The 20,408-nt window shown below is 63.7% G+C and carries 17 protein-coding genes; 10 read left to right on the top strand and 7 right to left on the bottom strand.

What is annotated here, in order from left to right; translation table 11 throughout:
* Window positions 1-3: 3 nt before the first annotated feature.
* The 9 genes from uvrA (at window position 4) to secG (ending at window position 11,057) form a co-directional block, all read left to right on the top strand.
* Entirely contained in the window at window positions 4-2,874 is a 2,871-nt protein-coding gene (gene uvrA / locus JFC13_RS06295) for an excinuclease ABC subunit UvrA (RefSeq protein WP_198396254.1), read from the top strand.
* The gene (gene uvrC / locus JFC13_RS06290) at window positions 2,867-4,726 is read left to right on the top strand and encodes an excinuclease ABC subunit UvrC (RefSeq protein ID WP_198396253.1); all 1,860 of its coding nucleotides are present in this window, start codon (window positions 2,867-2,869) and stop codon (window positions 4,724-4,726) included. Before uvrA ends, uvrC begins: the two co-directional genes overlap by 8 nt.
* 113 nt (window positions 4,727-4,839) lie before the next feature.
* Window positions 4,840-5,736: an RNase adapter RapZ gene (rapZ, locus tag JFC13_RS06285; RefSeq protein ID WP_198396252.1), complete on the top strand. Its 897-nt coding sequence runs from the start codon at window positions 4,840-4,842 to the stop codon at window positions 5,734-5,736.
* 1 nt (window position 5,737) lies between these two features.
* Complete coding sequence (locus JFC13_RS06280; RefSeq protein ID WP_198396251.1) at window positions 5,738-6,733, top strand: gluconeogenesis factor YvcK family protein; 996 nt, start codon at window positions 5,738-5,740, stop codon at window positions 6,731-6,733.
* A 26-nt stretch (window positions 6,734-6,759) separates the two neighbouring features.
* Window positions 6,760-7,743: a DNA-binding protein WhiA gene (gene whiA, locus JFC13_RS06275; protein ID WP_009881375.1), complete on the top strand. Its 984-nt coding sequence runs from the start codon at window positions 6,760-6,762 to the stop codon at window positions 7,741-7,743.
* 9 nt (window positions 7,744-7,752) lie between these two features.
* Window positions 7,753-8,754 carry a type I glyceraldehyde-3-phosphate dehydrogenase gene (gene gap, locus JFC13_RS06270; RefSeq protein ID WP_198396250.1) on the top strand — a complete coding sequence of 334 codons (1,002 nt, stop codon included), beginning with the start codon at window positions 7,753-7,755 and terminating at the stop codon, window positions 8,752-8,754.
* Window positions 8,751-9,968, top strand: a complete 1,218-nt coding sequence (locus JFC13_RS06265) for a phosphoglycerate kinase (RefSeq protein ID WP_198396249.1) — start codon at window positions 8,751-8,753, stop codon at window positions 9,966-9,968. Before gap ends, JFC13_RS06265 begins: the two co-directional genes overlap by 4 nt.
* A gap of 14 nt (window positions 9,969-9,982) precedes the next feature.
* On the top strand, window positions 9,983-10,768 hold the full coding sequence (gene tpiA, locus JFC13_RS06260) for a triose-phosphate isomerase (protein ID WP_198396248.1): 786 nt from the start codon (window positions 9,983-9,985) through the stop codon (window positions 10,766-10,768).
* 43 nt (window positions 10,769-10,811) lie between these two features.
* Complete coding sequence (gene secG / locus JFC13_RS06255; protein WP_198396247.1) at window positions 10,812-11,057, top strand: preprotein translocase subunit SecG; 246 nt, start codon at window positions 10,812-10,814, stop codon at window positions 11,055-11,057.
* 253 nt (window positions 11,058-11,310) lie between these two features.
* Here the strand turns inward: secG and JFC13_RS06250 are convergent, their stop codons facing one another.
* From JFC13_RS06250 to tkt, 3 genes are read right to left on the bottom strand one after another with little or no spacing between them, the layout of a single operon-like run.
* Complete coding sequence (locus tag JFC13_RS06250) at window positions 11,311-12,933, bottom strand: glucose-6-phosphate isomerase (RefSeq protein WP_198396246.1); 1,623 nt, start codon at window positions 12,931-12,933, stop codon at window positions 11,311-11,313.
* A complete protein-coding gene (gene tal, locus JFC13_RS06245) occupies window positions 12,930-14,033 on the bottom strand; it encodes a transaldolase (protein WP_198396245.1) in 1,104 nt (367 codons plus the stop codon). Before tal ends, JFC13_RS06250 begins: the two co-directional genes overlap by 4 nt.
* Window positions 14,030-16,111, bottom strand: a complete 2,082-nt coding sequence (gene tkt, locus JFC13_RS06240; RefSeq protein WP_198396244.1) for a transketolase — start codon at window positions 16,109-16,111, stop codon at window positions 14,030-14,032. The genes tal and tkt overlap by 4 nt, the downstream gene beginning before the upstream one ends.
* A gap of 217 nt (window positions 16,112-16,328) precedes the next feature.
* Between tkt and JFC13_RS06235 the strand changes: the two genes are divergently transcribed.
* On the top strand, window positions 16,329-17,306 hold the full coding sequence (locus JFC13_RS06235) for a heme o synthase (protein ID WP_198396243.1): 978 nt from the start codon (window positions 16,329-16,331) through the stop codon (window positions 17,304-17,306).
* Window positions 17,307-17,363: 57 nt separating this feature from the next.
* Here JFC13_RS06235 and JFC13_RS06230 read toward each other — a convergent pair whose 3' ends face one another.
* The 4 genes from JFC13_RS06230 to JFC13_RS19635 are packed head-to-tail and all read right to left on the bottom strand — an operon-like array spanning window position 17,364 to window position 20,392.
* Window positions 17,364-17,828, bottom strand: coding sequence for a VOC family protein (locus JFC13_RS06230; RefSeq protein WP_198396242.1), 465 nt, complete (start codon window positions 17,826-17,828; stop codon window positions 17,364-17,366).
* Window positions 17,791-18,693 (bottom strand): COX15/CtaA family protein, encoded by a 903-nt coding sequence (locus JFC13_RS06225; RefSeq protein WP_198396241.1) that lies wholly within the window; start codon window positions 18,691-18,693, stop codon window positions 17,791-17,793. The genes JFC13_RS06230 and JFC13_RS06225 overlap by 38 nt, the downstream gene beginning before the upstream one ends.
* Before the next feature lie 8 nt (window positions 18,694-18,701).
* Entirely contained in the window at window positions 18,702-19,433 is a 732-nt protein-coding gene (locus tag JFC13_RS06220) for an ABC transporter permease (protein ID WP_232488270.1), read from the bottom strand.
* Window positions 19,434-19,465: 32 nt separating this feature from the next.
* Window positions 19,466-20,392 carry an ABC transporter ATP-binding protein gene (locus tag JFC13_RS19635; protein WP_198396239.1) on the bottom strand — a complete coding sequence of 309 codons (927 nt, stop codon included), beginning with the start codon at window positions 20,390-20,392 and terminating at the stop codon, window positions 19,466-19,468.
* Between the last annotated feature and the right edge of the window lie 16 nt (window positions 20,393-20,408).

Genomic DNA, 20,408 nt, shown 5'->3' with positions numbered 1-20,408 from the left:
GTGATGAAAACTAACAGCGGTGAGCAGTCTGCAGGCGTGTCGCATCTCGACACTCTGTGGGTCAAGGGCGCACGCGCCCATAACCTCAAGAACGTGGAGGTCGCCCTGCCCCGCGACTCCATGATCGTCTTCACCGGTCTCTCGGGGTCGGGGAAGTCGTCCTTGGCCTTCGATACGATCTTCGCCGAGGGGCAGCGCCGTTACGTCGAATCCCTGTCCTCATACGCTCGAATGTTCCTGGGCCAAATGGACAAGCCCGATGTCGATTTCATCGAGGGCCTGTCACCGGCGGTGTCGATCGACCAGAAGTCGACCTCCCGCAACCCCCGTTCCACGGTCGGCACCATCACCGAGGTGTATGACTTCCTGCGTCTGCTGTGGGCTCGAATCGGCGTACCGCACTGCCCCGTGTGCGGTGAGATCATCACGAAGCAGACTCCACAGCAGATCGTGGACCAGCTGCTCGAACTCGAGGAGCGGACGAAGTTCCTCGTGCTGGCTCCCATCGTCCGCTCCCGCAAGGGCGAGTTCGTCGACCTCTTCACCGAGCTGCAGGCCAAGGGCTTCTCTCGCGCCATCGTCGATGGTGAGCAGATCACACTCAGCGAACCTCCCACTTTGGAGAAGCAGTACAAGCACACGATCTCAGTCGTCGTCGACCGCTTGGTGTCGAAGTCGGGTCTGCGCCCGCGGCTGACCGACTCCGTCGAGACGGCCCTCGGCCTGGCTGACGGGCGCATCGATGTCGAGATGGTCGACGAAGGCGTGACCCGAACCTTCTCGGAGCACATGTCGTGCCCGAACGAACACCCGCTGGCGATCGACGAGATCGAACCTCGCACATTCTCATTCAACTCGCCCTTCGGCGCCTGCCCCACCTGTGACGGCATCGGCACTCGGCTCCAGGTCGATGAGACACTCGTCGTTCCCGATGAGGACCTCAGCCTCGGCGAGGGAGCGATCGCCCCCTGGGCGGGTGGAAAACAGGTGACGAAGTACTTCAACCGCCTCCTCAAAGGTCTTGGCGACGAACTCGGCTTCGATATGAAGACCACGTGGAAGGATCTGCGCACGTCGGACAAGACAGCGATCCTGACCGGCAAGGACTACAAGGTCCACGTCAAATACAAGAACCGGTTCGGACGCGAACGCACCTACTCCACCGGATTCGAAGGCGTCTACCAGTACATCCAGCGCAAGCACGAGGAAACAGAGTCGGAATGGTCGCGGGAACGCTACGAGTCCTACATGCGCGAAATTCCCTGTGCGAGCTGCAACGGTGCCCGACTCAAACCGGAGATCCTCGCCGTCAAGGTCGGCGGAAAGTCGATCGCCGAGGTCTCCGAGCTGGCTCTCGACGAATCCGCTGAATTCCTCTCACAGCTGGAACTGGACTCTCGCGATGCGGCAGTCGCGGCCCAGGTGATGAAGGAGATCAACGCACGTCTTGGCTTCCTCCTCGACGTCGGACTCGACTACCTCAGCCTCGACCGGCCCGCCGGCTCGCTGTCCGGCGGTGAGGCCCAGCGGATCCGCTTGGCCACACAGATCGGCTCCGGCCTCGTCGGTGTCCTCTATGTCCTCGACGAACCTTCGATTGGGCTCCACCAGCGCGACAACCGACGACTCATTGAGACTCTCAACAAGCTCAAGGAGCTCGGTAACACCCTCATCGTCGTCGAACACGACGAAGACACTATCTATTCGGCCGACTGGATCGTCGACATCGGTCCGGGTGCGGGCGAGCACGGGGGAGAGGTCATCTACTCGGGCCCCGTCGATGGGCTCAAAGACGCAGATCGCTCCATCACCGGTGACTATCTCGCCGGACGCAGAGCCATCCAGGTTCCGACCACCCGCAGGCCGGTGGACAAAGACCGTGTTGTCACGGTTGAGAAGGCCGTCGAGAACAACCTCCGTAACGTCTCTGTCTCGTTCCCACTCGGTGTGCTCACTGCCGTCACCGGTGTCTCCGGTTCGGGCAAGTCGACCCTCGTCAATGAGATCCTCTACACCCAGATGGCCAATGTCCTCAACGGTGCCTCCCGGGTGCCTGGCCGGCATAAGAGAGTCACCGGACTGGACAACCTCGACAAGGTCGTCCACGTCGACCAATCACCGATCGGCCGTACTCCACGGTCGAACCCGGCGACCTACACCGGGGTCTTCGACCGCATCCGGCGACTGTTCGCAGAGACCGAATCGGCCAAGATCCGCGGCTACCAGCCGGGGCGGTTCTCCTTCAACGTCAAGGGAGGACGTTGCGAGAACTGCAGCGGCGACGGCACGATCAAGATCGAGATGAACTTCCTGCCCGACGTCTACGTCACCTGCGAGGTCTGCGGGGGAGCCCGCTACAATCGCGAAACGCTGGAAGTGACATTCAAGGGCAAGTCCATCGCCGAGGTGCTCGAGATGCCGATCGAACAGGGTGCCGAGTTCTTCGCCGCGATCCCTGCCATCGCCCGGCACCTCAACACCCTTGTGGAGGTGGGGCTGGGCTATGTTCGCCTCGGTCAGCCCGCGACCACGCTCTCCGGTGGTGAAGCCCAACGAGTCAAGCTCGCAGCTGAGCTCCAGAAGCGATCCCGCGGTCGCACCGCCTACGTTCTCGACGAACCGACCACCGGACTGCACTTCGAGGACATCTCGAAGCTGCTGCATGTGCTGCAGGGACTCGTCGAGAAGGGCAACACGGTCATCGTCATCGAACACAATCTCGATGTCATCGGCAACGCCGACCATGTCATCGACCTGGGTCCCGAGGGCGGACGAGGCGGTGGAAAGATCATCGCCCAGGGCACGCCGGAAGAGGTGGCGGTCAATAAGAAGAGTCATACCGGGCGATTCCTCAAGGCGATGCTCGATGGCTGATCCAGCGTCCTACCGCCCGGCCACGGGCAGCATTCCGACCTCGGCCGGGGTCTACAAATTCCGCGACCCCGACCGGCGGGTGATCTATGTCGGGAAGGCGAAGAACCTCCGCAATCGGTTGAACTCGTACTTCTCGAACCCCGCGCAGCTGCATCCCCGGACCTCGACGATGGTCCACACCGCTGCCTCAGTGGAATGGACCGTCGTCGACACTGAGGTCGAGGCGCTGCAGCTGGAGTGGACGTGGATCAACGAATTCAACCCGCGGTTCAACGTCATGTTCCGCGACGACAAGTCCTACCCGTACCTCGCGATCACGATGAACGACGAAGTGCCCCGGGCCTTCATCACCCGCGGCAAACGTCGTAAGGGCGTGAAGTACTTCGGACCTTTTGCCCAGGTGTGGGCGATCAAGGACACACTCGACCTGCTGCTGCGGGCCTTCCCGATGCGCACCTGCACTGCCGGAGTTTACAGACGAGCCGAACGCAGCGGCCGTCCCTGCCTGCTGGGATACATCGACAAATGCGCCGCCCCCTGTGTGGGACAGATCAGCGTTGAGGGCCACAAGGACCTGGCCCGCAGCATCTCTGACTTCATGTCCGGCAACACGGGACGATTCATCAGCTACCGGCAGAAGGAGATGGCCTCGGCCGCCGAGGAACTCGACTACGAACGCGCGGCCCGCCTGCGGGATGAGATCACGGCGCTGCAGAAGGTGCTCGACAAGTCGGCAGTCGTGCTCTCCGTCAACGCAGACTGCGACGTGTTCGCTCTCGTCACAGAGGAGCTCGAAGCTTCGGTGCAGGTCTTCCACGTCCGTCAGGGACGCATCCGGGGTCAGCGTGGCTGGATCATCGAACGCTCTGACGACCACAGCCCGGCCGAACTCACGACCGACTACCTGCGTCAGGCCTACACGGGTCTCGATGCGGATGCCATTCCCCGCGAGATCCTCGTCGACACGGTCCCTGCCGATATCGACTCGCTCGAGAGCTGGCTGAGTGAACAGCGCGGATCCAGAGTCACCGTGCGGGTTCCGGAACGCGGAGAGAAGAAGGCCGTTCTCGAGACCGTGGCGAAGAACGCGAAGGAGGCTCTACTTCAGCACAAGCTCAAGCGTTCCTCCGATCTGACCACCCGCAGCACGGCGCTCAAGGAGATCCAGGAGTACCTGTCGCTGCCCGAAGCGCCTCTGCGCATCGAATGCATCGACATCTCGCACACCCAAGGCTCCAACGTCGTGGCCTCACTCGTGGTGTTCGAAGACGGACTCGTGAAGAAGCGCGACTACCGTCACTTCGCCATTCATGGCGAGGCCGCAAGCGATGATACGGCGTCGATGTACGACGTCGTCTCACGTCGCTTCAGCCGTTATCTCGAACAGATGAGCTCCGATGAACCCGATGAGCGGTTCGGGTACCGTCCCAGCCTGCTCGTCGTCGACGGGGCCAGCCCACAGGTCGCGGCGGCCACCAGGGCCCTGCACGATCTGGGCATCGTCGACATCTCGGTAGTCGGTCTGGCCAAGCGACTCGAAGAGGTCTGGGTCCCAGACGATCCGTTCCCCGTCATCCTGCCCCGGAACTCAGAGGGACTGTTCCTCATGCAGCGCCTGCGCGATGAGGCTCACCGCTTCGCCATCAGCTACCACCGATCGAAGCGGGCCAAGGCGATGACCAGCTCCGTCCTCGATGACATCTCCGGACTGGGCGAGTCCAAGAGGACCGCGCTGCTGCGCCATTTCGGCTCCGTGAAGAAGGTGCGTGCGGCCAGCATCGAAGAACTGTGCGAGGTTCAGGGCATCGGCCGGGCTCTCGCGGAGAAGGTCGCGGCCGCCCTCGCGGACTGATCTCATGGTGGCCGGAGACCGACGGGTCGGCAGGCGCTGAGCCCACTGGCGGACAACTGCTCTAGAGTAGTCCTCGACAGCTGTCTTCAACCGCGCAGCCCCAAGGAGGACGTGTGAGTACGCAGGCCGAATCGAACGGCTCCGACCATCCCATCGAGGTCGTCCTTGTGACGGGAATGTCCGGAGCGGGTCGGACCACAGTGGCCAATGTGCTCGAAGACATGGATTGGTACGTCGTCGATAATCTACCTCCGCAGATGATGCGTCCCCTCGTCGAACTCGTCGCCCGTGCCGATGGGGCTCTGCCCAAGATTGCCATCGTCACCGATTCGAAGGGGCGGGCGAAGTATGCGGAGCTCGAAGACACGATCAGTGACTTCATCGACCAGGGGCTGTCCCTGCGCATCCTCTACCTCGAAGCAGCCGACGAAGTTCTCGTCCGACGCTTCGAGTCCACCCGCCGCCCCCACCCGCTCCAGGGCGAAGGGACGCTGCTGGAGGGGATCGAGGGCGAACGTTCGGCCCTCGAATCGCTCAAACACCGGGCCGACATCATCATCGACACCTCAGAGCTCAACGTCCATCAGCTCTCCACCCAGGTCCGCAAGCGCTTCAGCACCGATGACACTCCGCTGCTGCGCCTGACCGTGATGAGCTTCGGCTTCAAATACGGACTGCCCAAGGACGCCGACCACATCGCAGATGTCCGTTTCCTGCCCAACCCGTACTGGATTCCGCACCTGCGCGGACACAACGGACTCGACTCTGACGTCGCGGACTTCGTCGTGGGGCAGAACGGGGCAGAGGAGTTCATCGAGCGCTACACCGCGACCCTTGACACAGTCTCACAGGGTTACCTCCACGAAGGTCGCGGCTACGCGATGATCGGCATCGGCTGCACCGGTGGGAAGCATCGCTCGGTGGCGATCAGCGAACGCGTCGCCAAGAGCCTTGCCGCGCAGACCGGCATTCCGGTCACCGTGCGTCACCGTGATCTGGGGAGAGAGTGAGATGGAGACTGAAGATCTCCCGCAGATCATCCCTGCCGTCAAAGACAAGGGACCCAAGATCGTCTCCTTCGGGGGAGGCCACGGCCTCTACTCTGCTCTGCGCGCCTTCCGTCTGCTCACCGAGTCTCTGACCGCAGTCGTCACGGTCGCCGATGACGGAGGGTCCTCCGGCAGGCTCCGCGACGAACTTGGTGGCCTGCCTCCTGGAGACCTGCGAATGGCCCTGGCCGCCCTCTGCGACGACGGGAACTGGGGGAAGACCTGGCGGGACGTGATCCAGCACCGCTTCGACTCCGACGGAGAGCTCAGCGGACATTCCGTCGGCAACCTGCTCATCTCGGCTCTGTGGCAGATCCATGGAGATCATGTCGCCGGACTCGACTGGATGGCCAAGCTGCTGCGTGCCCACGGTCGGGTTCTGCCCATGTCCTCGGTCCCCCTGACGATCGAGGCCGATGTGAAGTTCCCCGGATCCTTCCAAGTCGTGCGCGGTCAGTCCGTGCTCGCCTCCACCCTGGGCCATGTCGAGACCGTCCGGCTCGATCCTCCGGTCCCACCGGCCCGACACGAGACGATCGAAGCCGTCGCCGAGGCGGATGTGCTCAATCTCGGTCCCGGCTCCTGGTACACATCGGTGATGCCGCATCTTCTTGTCCCCTCCCTTGCGGAAGCGATCGGACGATCCGAAGCCGTGAAGTCCCTCACGTTGAACCTCAGCTCCAGCGACGGCGAAACAAGAGATCTCAGTCTCAGCGAACACCTCGTTTCACTGCACAGGCACGCCCCCTCGCTCGAACTGAACTATGTGCTCGTCGACGAGGCCGCAACACTGGTGGAACCTGATCTCGAGCGGTGTGCACGTGAGATGTTCAACGCCAAATTGTGGGCCCGTCCGCTGCACTCACGGCGGGCAGGACAGCATGACACCCTCAAGCTCGCCGCGTGTTACCGTGACATGTTGGTGGACGCCGGGATCGGCGTGGACGAGCAGTGGTAGCAAATTCAGTTGCAGGAGGACGAACAATGGCACTGACCGCTCAGGTCAAGGACGAGTTGGCACGGGTGAAGATCACCCGTACTTCTGCTCGCAAAGCCGAAGTCTCGGCGATTTTCCGCTTCTCCTCCGCACTTCACCTCGTCAACGGTTCGATCGTGCTCGAAGCCGAACTCGACACCGCACAGGCAGCGAAGCGTCTGCGCAGTGAGATCAAGGACCTCTACGGCCAATACGCTGACATCGTCGTCATCAACGCCGCCGGAATCCGCCGCTCGAACCGCTATCTCCTGCGAGTCACCCGAGACGGGGGCGCTCTGGCCCGCCAGACCGGTCTCGTCGACAACCGCGGACGACCAGTGCGTGGACTGCCCTCTGCAATCGTCAACGGCTCCGTTGCCGATGCCGAAGCCGCCTGGCGTGGAGCGTTCCTCGCCCACGGATCCCTGACCGAGCCCGGTCGTTCCTCTGCCCTCGAAGTCACCTGCCCAGGACCAGAGGCGGCACTCGCCCTGGTCGGCGCGGCCCGAAGGCTGGGACTGAGTGCGAAGGCACGCGAGGTTCGCGGCGTCGACCGCGTCGTCATCCGCGACGGTGACGACATTGCGGCCCTGCTCACCCGCATGGGCTCCCACAGTGCCGTCCTCGTGTGGGAGGAGCGTCGAATGCGGCGCGAGGTCCGTGCCACAGCGAACCGTCTGGCCAACTTCGACGATGCGAACCTGCGCCGCTCCGCCAGAGCGGCAGTGGCCGCCGGCGCCCGAGTCGAGCGCGCCCTCGAGATCCTCGGCGACGAGGTCCCCGAACACCTGCGCTACGCCGGTCAGCTGCGTGTGACACACAAACAGGCATCGCTGGAGGAATTGGGCCAGCTGGCCGATCCGCCGATGACCAAGGACGCCGTCGCCGGTCGTATCCGGCGACTGCTCTCGACTGCCGACAAACATGCCGAAGATCTGGGAATTCCCGGCACAGAGGCCAGTCTCACCCCGGAAATGCTCGAAGATCGCTAAGATCGAGGCATGAGACGAATAGCCATCAACGGCTTCGGCCGTATCGGTCGTGCCCTGTACCGCCTATCCCTCGAACCCTCCTCCGACTTCGAAGTCGTCGCCATCAACGATCTCACCGACACCGAGACCCTGGCTCATCTGCTGGCCTATGACTCCGTGTGGCCGCGCTTCGAGAATACCGTCGAATCCGGCGAGGACTCTCTGACCGTCGGTGGAAAGACCATCTCCGTACTCAGCCAATCCGATCCGTCCGAGATCGACTGGTCGGCACACGATGTAGAGCTCGTCGTCGAATCCACAGGCATTTTCACCCGACGCGATCAGGCCGAGGTCCACCTCGGCGGGACCGTGAAGACCGTCCTGCTGTCCGCACCGGGCAAGGACGTCGACGGAACCTTCGTCATGGGCGTCAACGAAACCGACTTCGACCCGTCCCAGCACACCGTCGTCTCCAACGCCTCCTGCACGACGAACTGCATGGCCACCATCGTCAAGGCCGTCGATGACGCCATCGGCGTCGAATCCGGCCTGCTCAACACGGTCCACGCCTACACCGGCGATCAGATGCTCGTCGACGGTCCGCACCGCGACCTGCGTCGCGCCCGTGCCGCGGCCGTCAACATCGTCCCGACGACGACCGGGGCCGCACGCACCGTCGGCAAGGTGATGCCGCACCTGGCAGGCAAGCTCGACGGACTCGCGATTCGCGTCCCCGTCCCCGCTGGATCGATCATCGACTTCACCTTCACCCCGAAGAAGGGTGCCACGACCGAGGAAGTCAACGAGATCCTGGCGAAGGCCGCAGAGTCCTCGCCGTACCTCGAATACTCCACGGCACCTCTGGTGTCGACCGATATCGTCGGCACCACCGCCTCGGCGATCGTGGATTCCCAGCTCACAATGACGCTTGGCAACCAGATCAAAGTCGTGGCCTGGTACGACAACGAATGGGGCTACACCAACCGCCTCAAGGACATGGTCAGCTACATCCTCGGTGAAAGGAACAAATGAGGACATACGACGACCCGCAGATCTTCTCCCACCGCACGGTCCTCGTTCGCAGCGACCTGAACGTGCCGATGGACGAGGGCACGATCACCGACCGTGGGCGCATCCTGGCCTCGGCCGGCACGATCAAGTCCCTCGCCGAGGCGGGGGCACGGGTGATCGTCATGTCCCACCTGGGGCGGCCCAAGGGCGCTCCCGACCCGCAGTTCTCGCTGCATCCGGTGGCTCCGGAACTCGCCGAGGCGATCGGTCGCGACGTTGTATTCGCTGCCGACACCGTCGGTGACGAAGCGACGACCAAAGCGGCGGCACTGGGTGACGGTGAAGTCCTCCTGCTCGAAAATCTGCGCTTCAACTCCGGAGAGACGTCCAAGGACGATGGTGAGCGGAAGGCCTTCGCCGAGCAGCTGGCCGCACTGGCGGATGACTTCGTCTCCGACGGCTTCGGAGTCGTCCACCGCAAACAGGCATCGGTCTATGACATCGCAGCCCTGCTGCCGCACTACGCCGGATCCCTGGTGCGGGCCGAGGTCGAAGTCAGTGATCGACTGCTGAACTCGCCACAAGCACCATTCACGGTCGTCCTCGGCGGATCGAAGGTCTCAGACAAGCTCGGCGTCATCGACAATCTCATCGATCGTGCTGACAACCTGCTCATCGGCGGCGGGATGGTCTTCACCTTCCTCGCCGCGCTCGGCCACGATATCGGATCGAGTCTCGTGGAGAAGGATCGGATCGACGACGTCAAGGGCTACCTCAAACGTGCCGAAGGCGGGGGAGCGAACATCGTCCTGCCCACAGACATCGTGATGGCCGCATCCTTCGCCGCCGACGCCGAGAACTGGGTGCGCCCCGTCGCGGAGCTCGAGTCGACCCAAGCAGGTGCGCAGGGGCTGGGCCTCGACATCGGTCCCGAATCGGCCAAGGCCTATGCTGAGGTGATCTCAGGCTCGACCACCGTCTTCTGGAACGGCCCCATGGGGGTCTTCGAATTCCCCGCCTTCGCCGCCGGAACCAAGGCAGTGGCAGCGGCACTGACCAACAAGCCAGGCACCGACTCGTCTCGGCTGACTGTCGTCGGCGGAGGCGACTCTGCTGCTGCCGTGCGCACACTCGGATTCACCGATGACGAGTTCGGGCACATCTCCACAGGAGGCGGTGCCAGCCTCGAATATCTCGAAGGCAAGACACTGCCCGGACTCGAAGCACTCGCGTGAGAAAGAAGACGACAATGAGCGATCGGACCCTGCTGCTGGCCGGCAACTGGAAGATGAACCACGATCATCTCGAGGCGATTTCGAGTGTCCAGAAGCTTGCTTGGGCACTTGAGGATGCCAAACTCGACGGGACGCAGTGCGATGTCGTCGTCATTCCGCCCTTCACCGACATCCGATCCGTGCAGACCCTCATCCAGGGTGACAAACTGTGGCTGACCTACGGTGCACAGGACGTCTCCCAGCACGAACCGGGAGCGCACACCGGAGAGATCGCAGCATCGTTCCTGGCCCGACTCGGCTGCACATATGTCGTCGTCGGTCACAGCGAGCGGCGTGCCCACAACGGCGAGACCAACGACGTGGTCGCAGCCAAGGTCAAGGCCGCACTGGCGCAGGAGATCACACCCATCCTGTGCATCGGTGAGTCATTGGAACAGCGTCAGGAGAAGACCCACGTGGACTTCACCCTGACGCAGCTCGAGGAGTCCCTGGCCGGCCTCGATGCCACCGCACTCGAAGGGCTCGTCATCGCGTACGAACCTGTCTGGGCGATCGGCACAGGGGAGACCGCGACGGCAGAGGACGCAGCCGAGATGGCCGCGGCCATCCGCGCCCGCCTGGAAGAGAAGCACGGCTCCGCATTGGCGTCGAGCACCCGGATCCTCTACGGCGGTTCGGTCAAGACCGACAACGTCGCGCAGATCCTGGCCTCCGAGGATGTCGACGGCGCACTTGTCGGGGGAGCGAGCCTCAACGGGCCTGATTTCGCCGCTTTGTGCAAGGCCGCAGTAGCAAAGTAGACTGACCAACAAATCCTCTGACGAAATATAGGTAGTTCTCGACGTGGAAATCCTCAACATCATACTCATCGTGCTGCTCGTCCTCACGAGCATCTTCCTGACACTCCTCATCCTCATGCACAAAGGCAAGGGCGGAGGCATGTCAGACATGTTCGGTGGCGGCATGTCCTCGTCGCTGGGATCCTCGGGCGTGGCTGAGCGCAACCTCAACCGGTTCACGACTCTGATGGCGATCATCTGGGGCGCATGCATCATCCTGTTGGGCCTCATCACCCGTTTCAACGCCTGACTGAGACCTCAGCCGAGTCTGCCTGCGCGAGCCACCTCTTGGCTGCGCAGGCACTGTCTGAGCGCTGTGGACGGACCGTCGTCTGAGTCCACCTCGGCGATCCAGCCACCACGACGCGCAAGTTCATCTGCCAAAGCGAAGGGCCCTGACCGATTGGTCAGGGCCCTTCGTCGTGCCCAGAGGAATGACCTCCAGTCAGAAGTCGGCGCAGGTCTGAGGTCAGTTCAGGGCTGAGACCGGTGCGGGTTGGAAGTCAGTCGACTCCGTAGTGGTGCCGGGGCTCCACGTCTGCGATCGCGCGACGCAGCTGATCAAGGCCCTGTGCGCGGTCGAGCAGGTGAACCCTGAGCACGGGGCGTCCCTTCTCCCGCAGAGCCGCGGCATCGCCGAGGGCCTGCGCCCGCTGCAGCTCAGTGAAGCCATAGGGGCGACCGGGAACCAGCAGATCCGTCCGGGGTTCGGCTGTGATCTGCAGGAACACGCCGTTGGGGTGACCGCCCTTGTGGTACTGGCCTGTCGAATGCAGATAGCGCGGTCCGAATCCGAACGTCGTCTGCACACCCGAATGCTGTGAGACGAGGGCTCGGAGACCTTCGGCATCGGCGTCGGCGATACGGTCGAGGAACGCCTGGACGCCGACGAATCCGTACTCGTCGACCTGTGCGAAGAGCTCTCCGATAGCGCCGAAAAGATCAGTCGCCTCCTCGAACTCACCGAAGACCTCGACCTGTTCCTCGCGGAACGCAGGCTGTGGAGGTGCTGCCGAGGAACCGTGCGAGAGGGCTTGTCTGGCATGTTCCTTAGCGGCCTCAACATCCGGCTGGTCGAAGGGATCGACTCCGATGCTGTAGCCGGCGATCGCAGTGGCGAACTCCCAGAAGACGAACAGCTCACCAAGGTCACCTTCGAGTTCCGAGTTGAAACCGGATGGTGCCTCGACCTCGGTGGCGGGACCCAAAGTGCACAGCATGGCGTCTGCACGCGCGTCGAAGAAGCCGACGTCAGCGGCACCGTCGACGACGACGGGCAGGATGCCCTGACCGTCCTTGCCCAAGGACTCGGCCACGAGCTGTTCGACCCATTTGCTCATCCCTGACAACGCAGGGGTGGTCTCGGCGAGGACCAGCTTCTCTGTTGCCCTGGCATGACCGATGCCCAGCCAGGTTCCGAACTGCAGTGCCGGATTGTCAGGAGCATCGGTTCCCAGACCGCCGACAGCCTCTGCCGCCGACTCCGCGATCGCGCGGACGTCGACACCGGCAAGACCGGCAGGGACGAGGCCGAAGGCCGACAGCGCACTGTAGCGCCCGCCGACGGTCGCATCCGCGTGGAAGGTGGCCAGAAAGCCCTGCTCGGTGGCCAAAGCGTCGAGCTCGGTCCCCGGATCGGTGATGGCGATCAGACGAGACGCTGGATCGATGCCCACCGATTCGAAGGCCGCTGAGAATGCGCGGCGAATCGCATCTGTCTCGATCGTCGTGCCTGATTTGGAAGCGACGATCAGGACGGTGTGGGACAGATCGGTCCCGATCGCCTCGGCGACCTGATTGGGATCGGTGGAATCCACGACCTCGAGCCTGACCCCTGCGGACTGGGCCATGACCTCCGGGGCCAGCGAGGAACCGCCCATACCCGTGAGGCTGATCGAGCGCAGACCCTGCGCCTCCAGTCGGGTCCGCAGAGCCTCGATCTCATCGACGAGCTCCGCAGCCCGCTGCGGCAGGTCCACCCAGCCCATGCGCGGCACAGGCTGCTCGTCGTCGGTGAACAACGATGCATCCTTAGCCGCCAGGCGGGAGGGGACACGCGCTTCGAGGAGGCGCCCTACCTCGGCCTCATAGTCCTCAGCGACCGGAACGCTGTGCTGGAGTCTCATGCGCGGTCCAAGGCAGTGCGAATCGTATCCTGCAGCTCCGCCCAACTGACGTCGAACTTCTCAAGACCTTGCGTCTCAAGCACGGTCATCACCTCCGCATAGTCGATTCCGAGCCGTGCCAGACGGTCGAAGACCTCGTCGGCGGCCCGGTAGTTCTCCGGTGAGATCTCGGCAGTCACTTCACCATGGTCGGCGAAGGCCCGCATCGTAGGTTCAGGCATCGTATTCACAGTGTTCTGGGCAACGAGTCCAGCCACGTACATCGTGTCGGGGTAGTCGGGGTTCTTGACTCCGGTCGACGCCCACAGCAGTCGCTGCGGTGTGGCGCCCGCGAGTTCGAGGACCCGGAAGCGCTCGGACGTGAACAGCTGCGAGTGGATCTCATGGGCCAGCACGCAGTTCGCGATTCCCGCCCGCCCCTTGAGCTCTGCCCCGGCCGGATCATCGAGGGCGTCCAGCCGTGCGTCGATCTCCGCATCCACGCGAGAGACGAAGATCGAGGCCACCGACTTGATCTGACTGAGATCATGCCCGGCGGCACGAGCTTTCTCCAGGCCCTGGAGGAAGGCTTCGACGACGTGGCGGTAGCGGGTCAGGGAGAACACCAAGGTGACGTTGACGCTGATGCCTGCTGCGATGGTCTCGGAGATCGCGCGCAGACCGGCTTCGGTCGCGGGGATCTTGATCATCGCATTGGGTTCGCCCACGCGCTCCCACAGAGTCTTCGCCGCCGCGACGGTGCCCTCGGCATCGTGTGCCAGCGGGGGAGCGACCTCGATCGACACGCGCCCGTCCTCGCCGTTGGTAGCGTCGTAGACAGGACGGAAGAGTCTGGCCGCGGCTGCGACGTCCGAGGTGGTCAGGGACTCGATCGCCTCATCGGCGGAGACCTTGGCCTCGCCGAGCTCTGCGACGGCGGAGTCATAGCTGTCCGCCCCGGCGATGGCATTTGCGAAGATCGTCGGGTTCGTCGTCACTCCGGTGACGTTCGAGTCCTCGATAAGGCGTGCCAGGTCGCCGGACTCGAGACGTGTCCGTGACAGGTCATCGAGCCAGATGGAGACTCCGTGCTCGCTCAGCTGTGCCAAATTGCTGCTCATGCGTCCGCCTTCGCCGCTGCGATCGATTCCTTCGCGGCGGTGACGACCGCAGCCGGGGTGATTCCGAATTTCTCGTACAATGTCGCGTAATCGGCCGAAGCGCCGAAGTGCTCGATCGACACGGCACGACCGGCATCGCCGAGGTACTTGTGCCAGCTCATCGCCGAGGCGGCTTCGATGCTCACGCGAGCCTTGAGGGCACGGGGGAGGACCGCTCTGCGGTAGTCCTCGGGCTGAGCGTCGAACCATTCCTGGCACGGCATCGAAATGACTCGTGCGGCGGTGCCTGCGGCCTGCAGCTCTTCGGCTGCTGCGATCGCAATGGCGACCTCGGAACCGCTGGCGAGGATGGCCACCTCGGGCTCAACCGCAGTGTCGAAGAGAACGTAGCCGCCACGAGCCGCCTCGGAGGCAGGGGCGTACTTCTCACGGTCGAGGACCGGAACGGCCTGACGGGTGAGCACGAGTCCGCTGGGACCGTCCGTGCGGTCGAGGATCCTGCGCCACACGACCGAGGTCTCATTCGCGTCTGCTGGGCGCACCAGATCAAGACCGGGAATCGCACGCAAGGCGGAGAGATGCTCGATCGGCTGGTGCGTCGGTCCATCTTCGCCGAGGCCGATCGAATCGTGGGTCCACACGAACACGTTAGGCAGCTGCTGCAGAGCGGCCAGCCGTATGGCCGGACGCTGGTAGTCGCTGAAGACGAGGAAGGTGCCGCTGTAGGGGCGCGTGCCGCCGTGCAGGGCGATGCCGTTGCCGATGAGTCCGGCGGAGAATTCGCGGACGCCGAAGTGGATGTTGCGCCCGTAAACGTTACCGGAGAATGCTCCGGTCGAACGATGTTCGGGCAGGAAGCTCGGGTCGCCCTTGATCAGTGTGTTGTTCGATCCGGCGAGGTCGGCGGATCCGCCCCACAGTTCGGGCATGGTTGCCGCGATGGCGTTGAGGACCTGCCCGGAGGCGGCGCGAGTCGCGATGCCCTTGGCGCTGGCTTCGAAGACAGGGAACTGGTTGTCGAGTCCGGCGGGAAGTTCGCGCTTGGCCAGGCGGTCGAAGAGTTCGGCGTTGGCCGGGTTCGCCTCGCGCCAGGCGTTATAGGACTCGTCCCACTCGATATGGGCTCCGCGGCCGCGGTCCAATGCCGAGCGGGTGTGGTTGAGCACCTCGGCGGGCACTGCGAAGGTCTCTTCGGGATCGAATCCGAGGATCTCCTTCGTCGCCTTGATCTCGTCGGCGCCGAGTGCGGAACCGTGGGAGCCGCCGGTGTTCTGCGCGTTCGGTGCGGGCCAGGCGATGATGGTCGAGAGACGGATGAAGGAGGGGCGGGGATCAGTCTTTGCCGCTTCCATGGCGGCGTGGAAGGCTTCCACGTCTTCCTTGTACTCGTCGCCGGCTCTGAAGTCGACGTGCTGGACGTGCCAGCCGTACGCGGCGTAGCGGGCTGCGGTGTCCTCGCTGAAGGCGATCGCGGTGTCGTCTTCGATGGAGATCCGGTTGTCGTCCCAGATCACGACCAGGTTGGACAGTTCCTGGGTTCCGGCAAGGGACGACGCCTCACCCGAGACGCCTTCCTCGAGGTCGCCGTCGGATGCCAGGACGACGACGGAATGATCGAAGGGCGAGGCGCCGGGAGCAGCATCAGGATCGAAGAGGCCGCGTTCGCGGCGAGAGGCCATGGCCATTCCCACCGCCGAAGCGAGGCCGGATCCCAGCGGCCCCGTCGTGATCTCGACGCCTGCAGTGTGTCCGACCTCCGGGTGGCCGGGAGTCAGTGAACCCCAGGTGCGCAGCGCCTTCAGATCGTCGAGTTCGAGGCCGAAGCCCGAGAGGTAGAGCTGGACGTACTGGGTCAGCGAGCTGTGCCCGCAGGAGAGAACGAAGCGATCGCGGCCGGCCCAGCTCGGATCGGCAGGATCATGATTGAGACCGTACTGGTAGAGGTAGTGTGCAACGGGAGCAAGACTCATCGCGGTTCCGGGGTGACCGTGTCCGGCCTTCTGCACTGCATCTGCGGCGAGGAGGCGGGCGGTGTCGACTGCGCGGTTGTCGAGTTCTGTCCAGGACAGGGAGTTCATGTCTTCGAGCGATCCTTCGTTCGTCTTAGAGGCGTGCACTCAAACTCTACCGTGCCGGGTCCTAAACGCGAGGGGTGAGATCGCCGACCGTGGTTCCTGTTCGCGATGGTGGCTCTGGGCATCTGTATCCTGTGACTCAGATCTGGTGCAGATTCCGGCTCCGAAACACAGCCCCCACCGACTGGCAAAAAATTCGACAGAGGGTAGAATCGACATCGTGAGTGAACTTCGTCAGAACCAGGACACGCAGAGTGAACGTCCTCTGCAGAGGGCAATCGACGAGGAACGACTCTCAAAACGCCCCCGCTCGATCATCAGTGCCTACATCGCACTGACCAAGCCTCGAGTGATCGAACTCCTGCTGGTGACCACTGCTCCGGTGATGTTCCTCGCCGCGCAGGGAATGCCGAATATCTGGCTGGTCATCAATACCCTCATCGGCGGCGCAGCTGCCGCAGCCTCCGCTTCGGTCTTCAACTGCTACGTCGATCGTGACATCGACGCGAAGATGGAACGCACCAAGCATCGCCCACTCGTGACCGGTGAGATCACACCACGGGCCGCACTCATCTTCGCCTTCGCGCTGGGCCTGGGATCGATCTTCTGGCTCGGCGGCTTCACAAACTGGGTGACCGCTGGACTCACCGCCTGCGCGATCCTGCTCTACGCGGTCTTCTACACGCTGATCCTCAAGCGTCGTACCACACAGAACATCGTCTGGGGCGGCGCCGCGGGCTGCATGCCTGTGCTCATCGGCTGGTCTGCCGTCACCGGCGGACTGGCCTGGGAACCACTCCTGCTCTTCCTCGTCGTCTTCTTCTGGACGCCGCCGCACTACTGGCCGCTGGCGATCAAGTACAAGGCCGACTATGATGCCGCAGACGTTCCGATGCTGCCATCGAAGGTCCCGCCGACGAACGTCGGTCGCCAGATGATCGCCTACACCTGGGCGATGGTGGCCTGCTCGCTGGCACTCATTCCGCTCGCCCCGATGGGCCCTGTCTACACAGGCGTTGCGGTTCTCGCCGGCGCTTGGTTCCTGTTCTCCTGCTATGCACTCGTCTCCCGGGCGAAGAAGGGCAAGAGCGGAACCTCGCTGAAGGCGATGAAGGTCTTCCACGGCTCGATCACCTACTTGTCACTGCTCTTCCTCGCAGTCGCGATCGACCCGTTCGTCCTCCCCGGATTCTGGTAGGTCCTCACCCCGACGCATCCGCAGCTGACGCATCCAAAGCCGCAGCGTAGGAGCTGCTCAGCTTGCGTTGACGAGTTCCTCGATGACGATCTTCTTCATCCCCATCAGCGCCTTGACCTGGGCATCTCCGGTCATCAGCTCCTCGAGGTGGGCCGGAACAATCTGCCAGCTGATCCCGTACTCGTCCTTGAGCCAGCCGCACTGCTCGCTGGCGGGAACGGCCGACAGCGCTGACCAGTAGTGGTCGATCTCGGCCTGATCACGACATCTGACGGTCAGTGAGATCGCCTCGTTGAACGTGAATGCAGGTCCGCCGTCGAGGCAGATGAAGCGAGTGCCGTCGAGCTCGAAGACCCCATTGATGACCTTGCCGCGCATCCCCGCGTAATGCGGATCGAGGGACTCATCGGGGTAACGGTCGATGGAGACGATGTGCGAGTTGGGGAAGACGGAGCAGTAGAACTCCATCGCCTCCTCGGCGTGGTCAGTGAACCACAGGCACGGCGTGATCGGTGTCGGCATGATGGGTGCTCCTCGGGTATGCGCTGTCGAGGACGGCAACGCTTGCCGCGATAGTAGCCGAGATGCCGATCATATGGAATGCCACGAGCACGATGGGCACGCCGGTGAAGTACTGGACGTAGCCGATGATCCCCTGCAGCACCTCGATGATGAGGAGTACGACCAGCGGTCGGACCATGACGGTGTGCTTCTTCACTGCCAGGACGAGCGAGGAGATGGTCGCGATGACCAGCAGCCAGACCGGGGCGGCATGTGCGCGGGTGATCCAGACGTTGTCGAGACCGTTGCGGGTCGACATCGTCGAACCCGAGTGCGGTCCCGCGCCCGTGGTGAGGACACCGAAGATGACAACGATCGCGGTCAGACCGAGGATGGTCCAGCCGAGCGCCGGCAGCGGTGACGGAGCCTTCTCAGCTGTGCGCACGCCGGTGTCGGAGGTGCGGCGAACGAAGTACGCGGCGACGCCGACGGCGATGGCAGAGGGCACGAAGTGTCCGGCCACGACCCACGGGTTGAGCTTCGTCCACACGGTGATGCCGCCGACGATGGCCTGGACGGGGACGATGGCCAACAGCCCGAGGTTGAGCCAGAACAGGTCGGGGCGCTGCTTCCGATGCTTCCAGAGCATGAAGAAGATGACGACGCCGAGCATGGCCAGCGCCACAGCCAGCGTGCGGTTGCCGAATTCGATGAGGCCGTGGATGCCCATCTCCGGGGTGGTCACGAGCGAATCGGGGGTGCACTTGGGCCAGTCCGTGCACCCGAGGCCGGAGCCGGTGAGGCGGACGATGCCGCCGCTGACGATGATGATGGCCTGCGCGATGAGCATGGCCCATGCAGCGACACGAATCCTCTTAGTGACCATTTCTCTCCTCATTCGAATCGGAACCACCTGCGTGCCGCAAAGGTTCCCAGCAGCCCCCACACGAGGAGCACGATCAAAGCTTTGATGTCGAAGCCGGCACCACCGACGGCCGCACGCATCGCATCACCGAGCGCGCCGGAGGGCAGATAGCCGACCACAGTGCCCCATTCTCCCGGATGGGCGATGACGAGCCCGCCCACACCGGCCATGAGCACCCAGATCAGGTTGGCACCGGCCAGGGTGGCCTCTGCCCGTACGGTTCCTGCCATGAGCAAGCCTAAGGACAGCAGCGCTGCGGTGCCAAGAAGCGTGGTCAGGATCAGTGCGAGTGGGTTCACGGGACTGTTGAAGCCGAGGCCCACAGCGATGGCAAAGGCAAGGATGAATTGGATGACGACGACGGCGACGACTGCGCCGAGCTTGCCGAGGATGAGGCCATTCGTGCCCAGCGGCGTCGTCGCCAGCTGTCGCAGCACCCCATAGCGGCGGTCGAAGGCCGTAGCGATCGCCTGACCGGTGAAGGCAGTCGAGGCCAGGCACAGGCTCAGTGCACCGGGCAGGGCCACGGTGAGCGGATCCGCCCCGGGCCCGACGATGCCGAGGCCGCTGAGCAGCGGTGCCTTCGCGAGGAAGATGAGCATACCCAGCGGCAGGATGAGTGAGAGCAGCAGCTGTTCGCCGTTGCGCAGTACGGAGATCGTCTCGAACTTGGTCTGCGCGATGACGCGCTTCGTCCTCATCTGCGGCCTCTGGCTGGTCGGTGGCATCTGGCTCATCGCAGCGGCCTGCCCGTGAGTTCGAAGAACACATCTGCCAACGACTGGGAGTGCATGTCGATGTCCGTGATCGCCAGCCCCGCCTCGGCGACGGCCGTGCACAGGCCAGCAATCTGGGTGCTGTCGAGGTCCCCGTCGACGACGAGGGCCGCTCCTACCACCGAGGTGGCTGCGATCCTATTCATCGTGGCCAGGAGCTCACGAGGGGCAGGCTCCAGCGGCTGGCCCACCGTGATGACGAGTCGGCGACCTGCGGGGGAGGCGTTGCGCAGATCCTCGGGCGCGCCCTGGGCGATGATGCGACCGCGATCGATGACGACGACCTCATCGGCCAGCTCCTCCGCCTCGGCGAGGTCATGGGTCGTCAGGACCACAGCCACCGAGGCTGCTGCCAGCTCCCGGATGAAATCGTGGACGACCTCCCGTGCTTGAGGATCGAGCCCGGCACAGGGCTCATCGAGGAAGACCAGGCGCGGTCGGCCGATGAGCGCGGCGGCCAGGGCGACTCGTTGCTTCTGGCCCCCCGACAGGCGCCGGATCGTGCGAGTGGAGAACTCGTGCAGACCCAAGGGCTCGGCGAGTTCGTCGACGCTGAGCGGATTGGGATAGAGGGACGCGAGGTGTCGCAGAACCTGGAGCGGCTTCGCGCTCATCGGCAGTCCGCCGTCCTGGAGCATGACGCCTGCGAGCAGCGATGTCGAGGCGTGGTCACGGAACGGATCGTGGCCGAAGATCTCCACGCGACCGGCGTCGGGGGCTCGTGTGCCCACCGCCAGGGAGATCGTCGTCGACTTGCCTGCACCATTGGGCCCGAGCACACCGAGGATGGATCCGGTGGCGGCATCGAGGTCGATCCCGTCGACGACGTGGTGTGCGCCGTACGAGTAATGGAGACCACGAATGGTGAGGGCCGAATCTGACACCACACCATTCTACGAC

The sequence above is a fragment of the Brevibacterium antiquum genome, assembly GCF_016107655.1.
In the GTDB taxonomy this organism is placed as follows: domain Bacteria; phylum Actinomycetota; class Actinomycetes; order Actinomycetales; family Brevibacteriaceae; genus Brevibacterium; species Brevibacterium antiquum.
The sequence above is the reverse complement of the archived record's forward strand: the minus strand, read 5'-3'. Positions and strand labels throughout refer to the sequence as shown.

Bases quoted from the DNA above. Each gene is read 5' to 3' on its own strand.
- tkt (WP_198396244.1), bottom strand. From the start codon at position 16,111: ATGAACTCCCTGTCCTGGACAGAACTCGACAACCGCGCAGTCGACACC.
- uvrC (WP_198396253.1), top strand. From the start codon at position 2,867: ATGGCTGATCCAGCGTCCTACCGCCCGGCCACGGGCAGCATTCCGACC.
- gap (WP_198396250.1), top strand. From the start codon at position 7,753: ATGAGACGAATAGCCATCAACGGCTTCGGCCGTATCGGTCGTGCCCTG.
- uvrA (WP_198396254.1), top strand. From the start codon at position 4: ATGAAAACTAACAGCGGTGAGCAGTCTGCAGGCGTGTCGCATCTCGAC.
- tpiA (WP_198396248.1), top strand. From the start codon at position 9,983: ATGAGCGATCGGACCCTGCTGCTGGCCGGCAACTGGAAGATGAACCAC.
- JFC13_RS06280 (WP_198396251.1), top strand. From the start codon at position 5,738: ATGGAGACTGAAGATCTCCCGCAGATCATCCCTGCCGTCAAAGACAAG.
- JFC13_RS06220 (WP_232488270.1), bottom strand. From the start codon at position 19,433: ATGAGGACGAAGCGCGTCATCGCGCAGACCAAGTTCGAGACGATCTCC.
- whiA (WP_009881375.1), top strand. From the start codon at position 6,760: ATGGCACTGACCGCTCAGGTCAAGGACGAGTTGGCACGGGTGAAGATC.
- JFC13_RS06265 (WP_198396249.1), top strand. From the start codon at position 8,751: ATGAGGACATACGACGACCCGCAGATCTTCTCCCACCGCACGGTCCTC.
- tal (WP_198396245.1), bottom strand. From the start codon at position 14,033: ATGAGCAGCAATTTGGCACAGCTGAGCGAGCACGGAGTCTCCATCTGG.
- JFC13_RS06250 (WP_198396246.1), bottom strand. From the start codon at position 12,933: ATGAGACTCCAGCACAGCGTTCCGGTCGCTGAGGACTATGAGGCCGAG.
- JFC13_RS06230 (WP_198396242.1), bottom strand. From the start codon at position 17,828: ATGCCGACACCGATCACGCCGTGCCTGTGGTTCACTGACCACGCCGAG.
- JFC13_RS06225 (WP_198396241.1), bottom strand. From the start codon at position 18,693: ATGGTCACTAAGAGGATTCGTGTCGCTGCATGGGCCATGCTCATCGCG.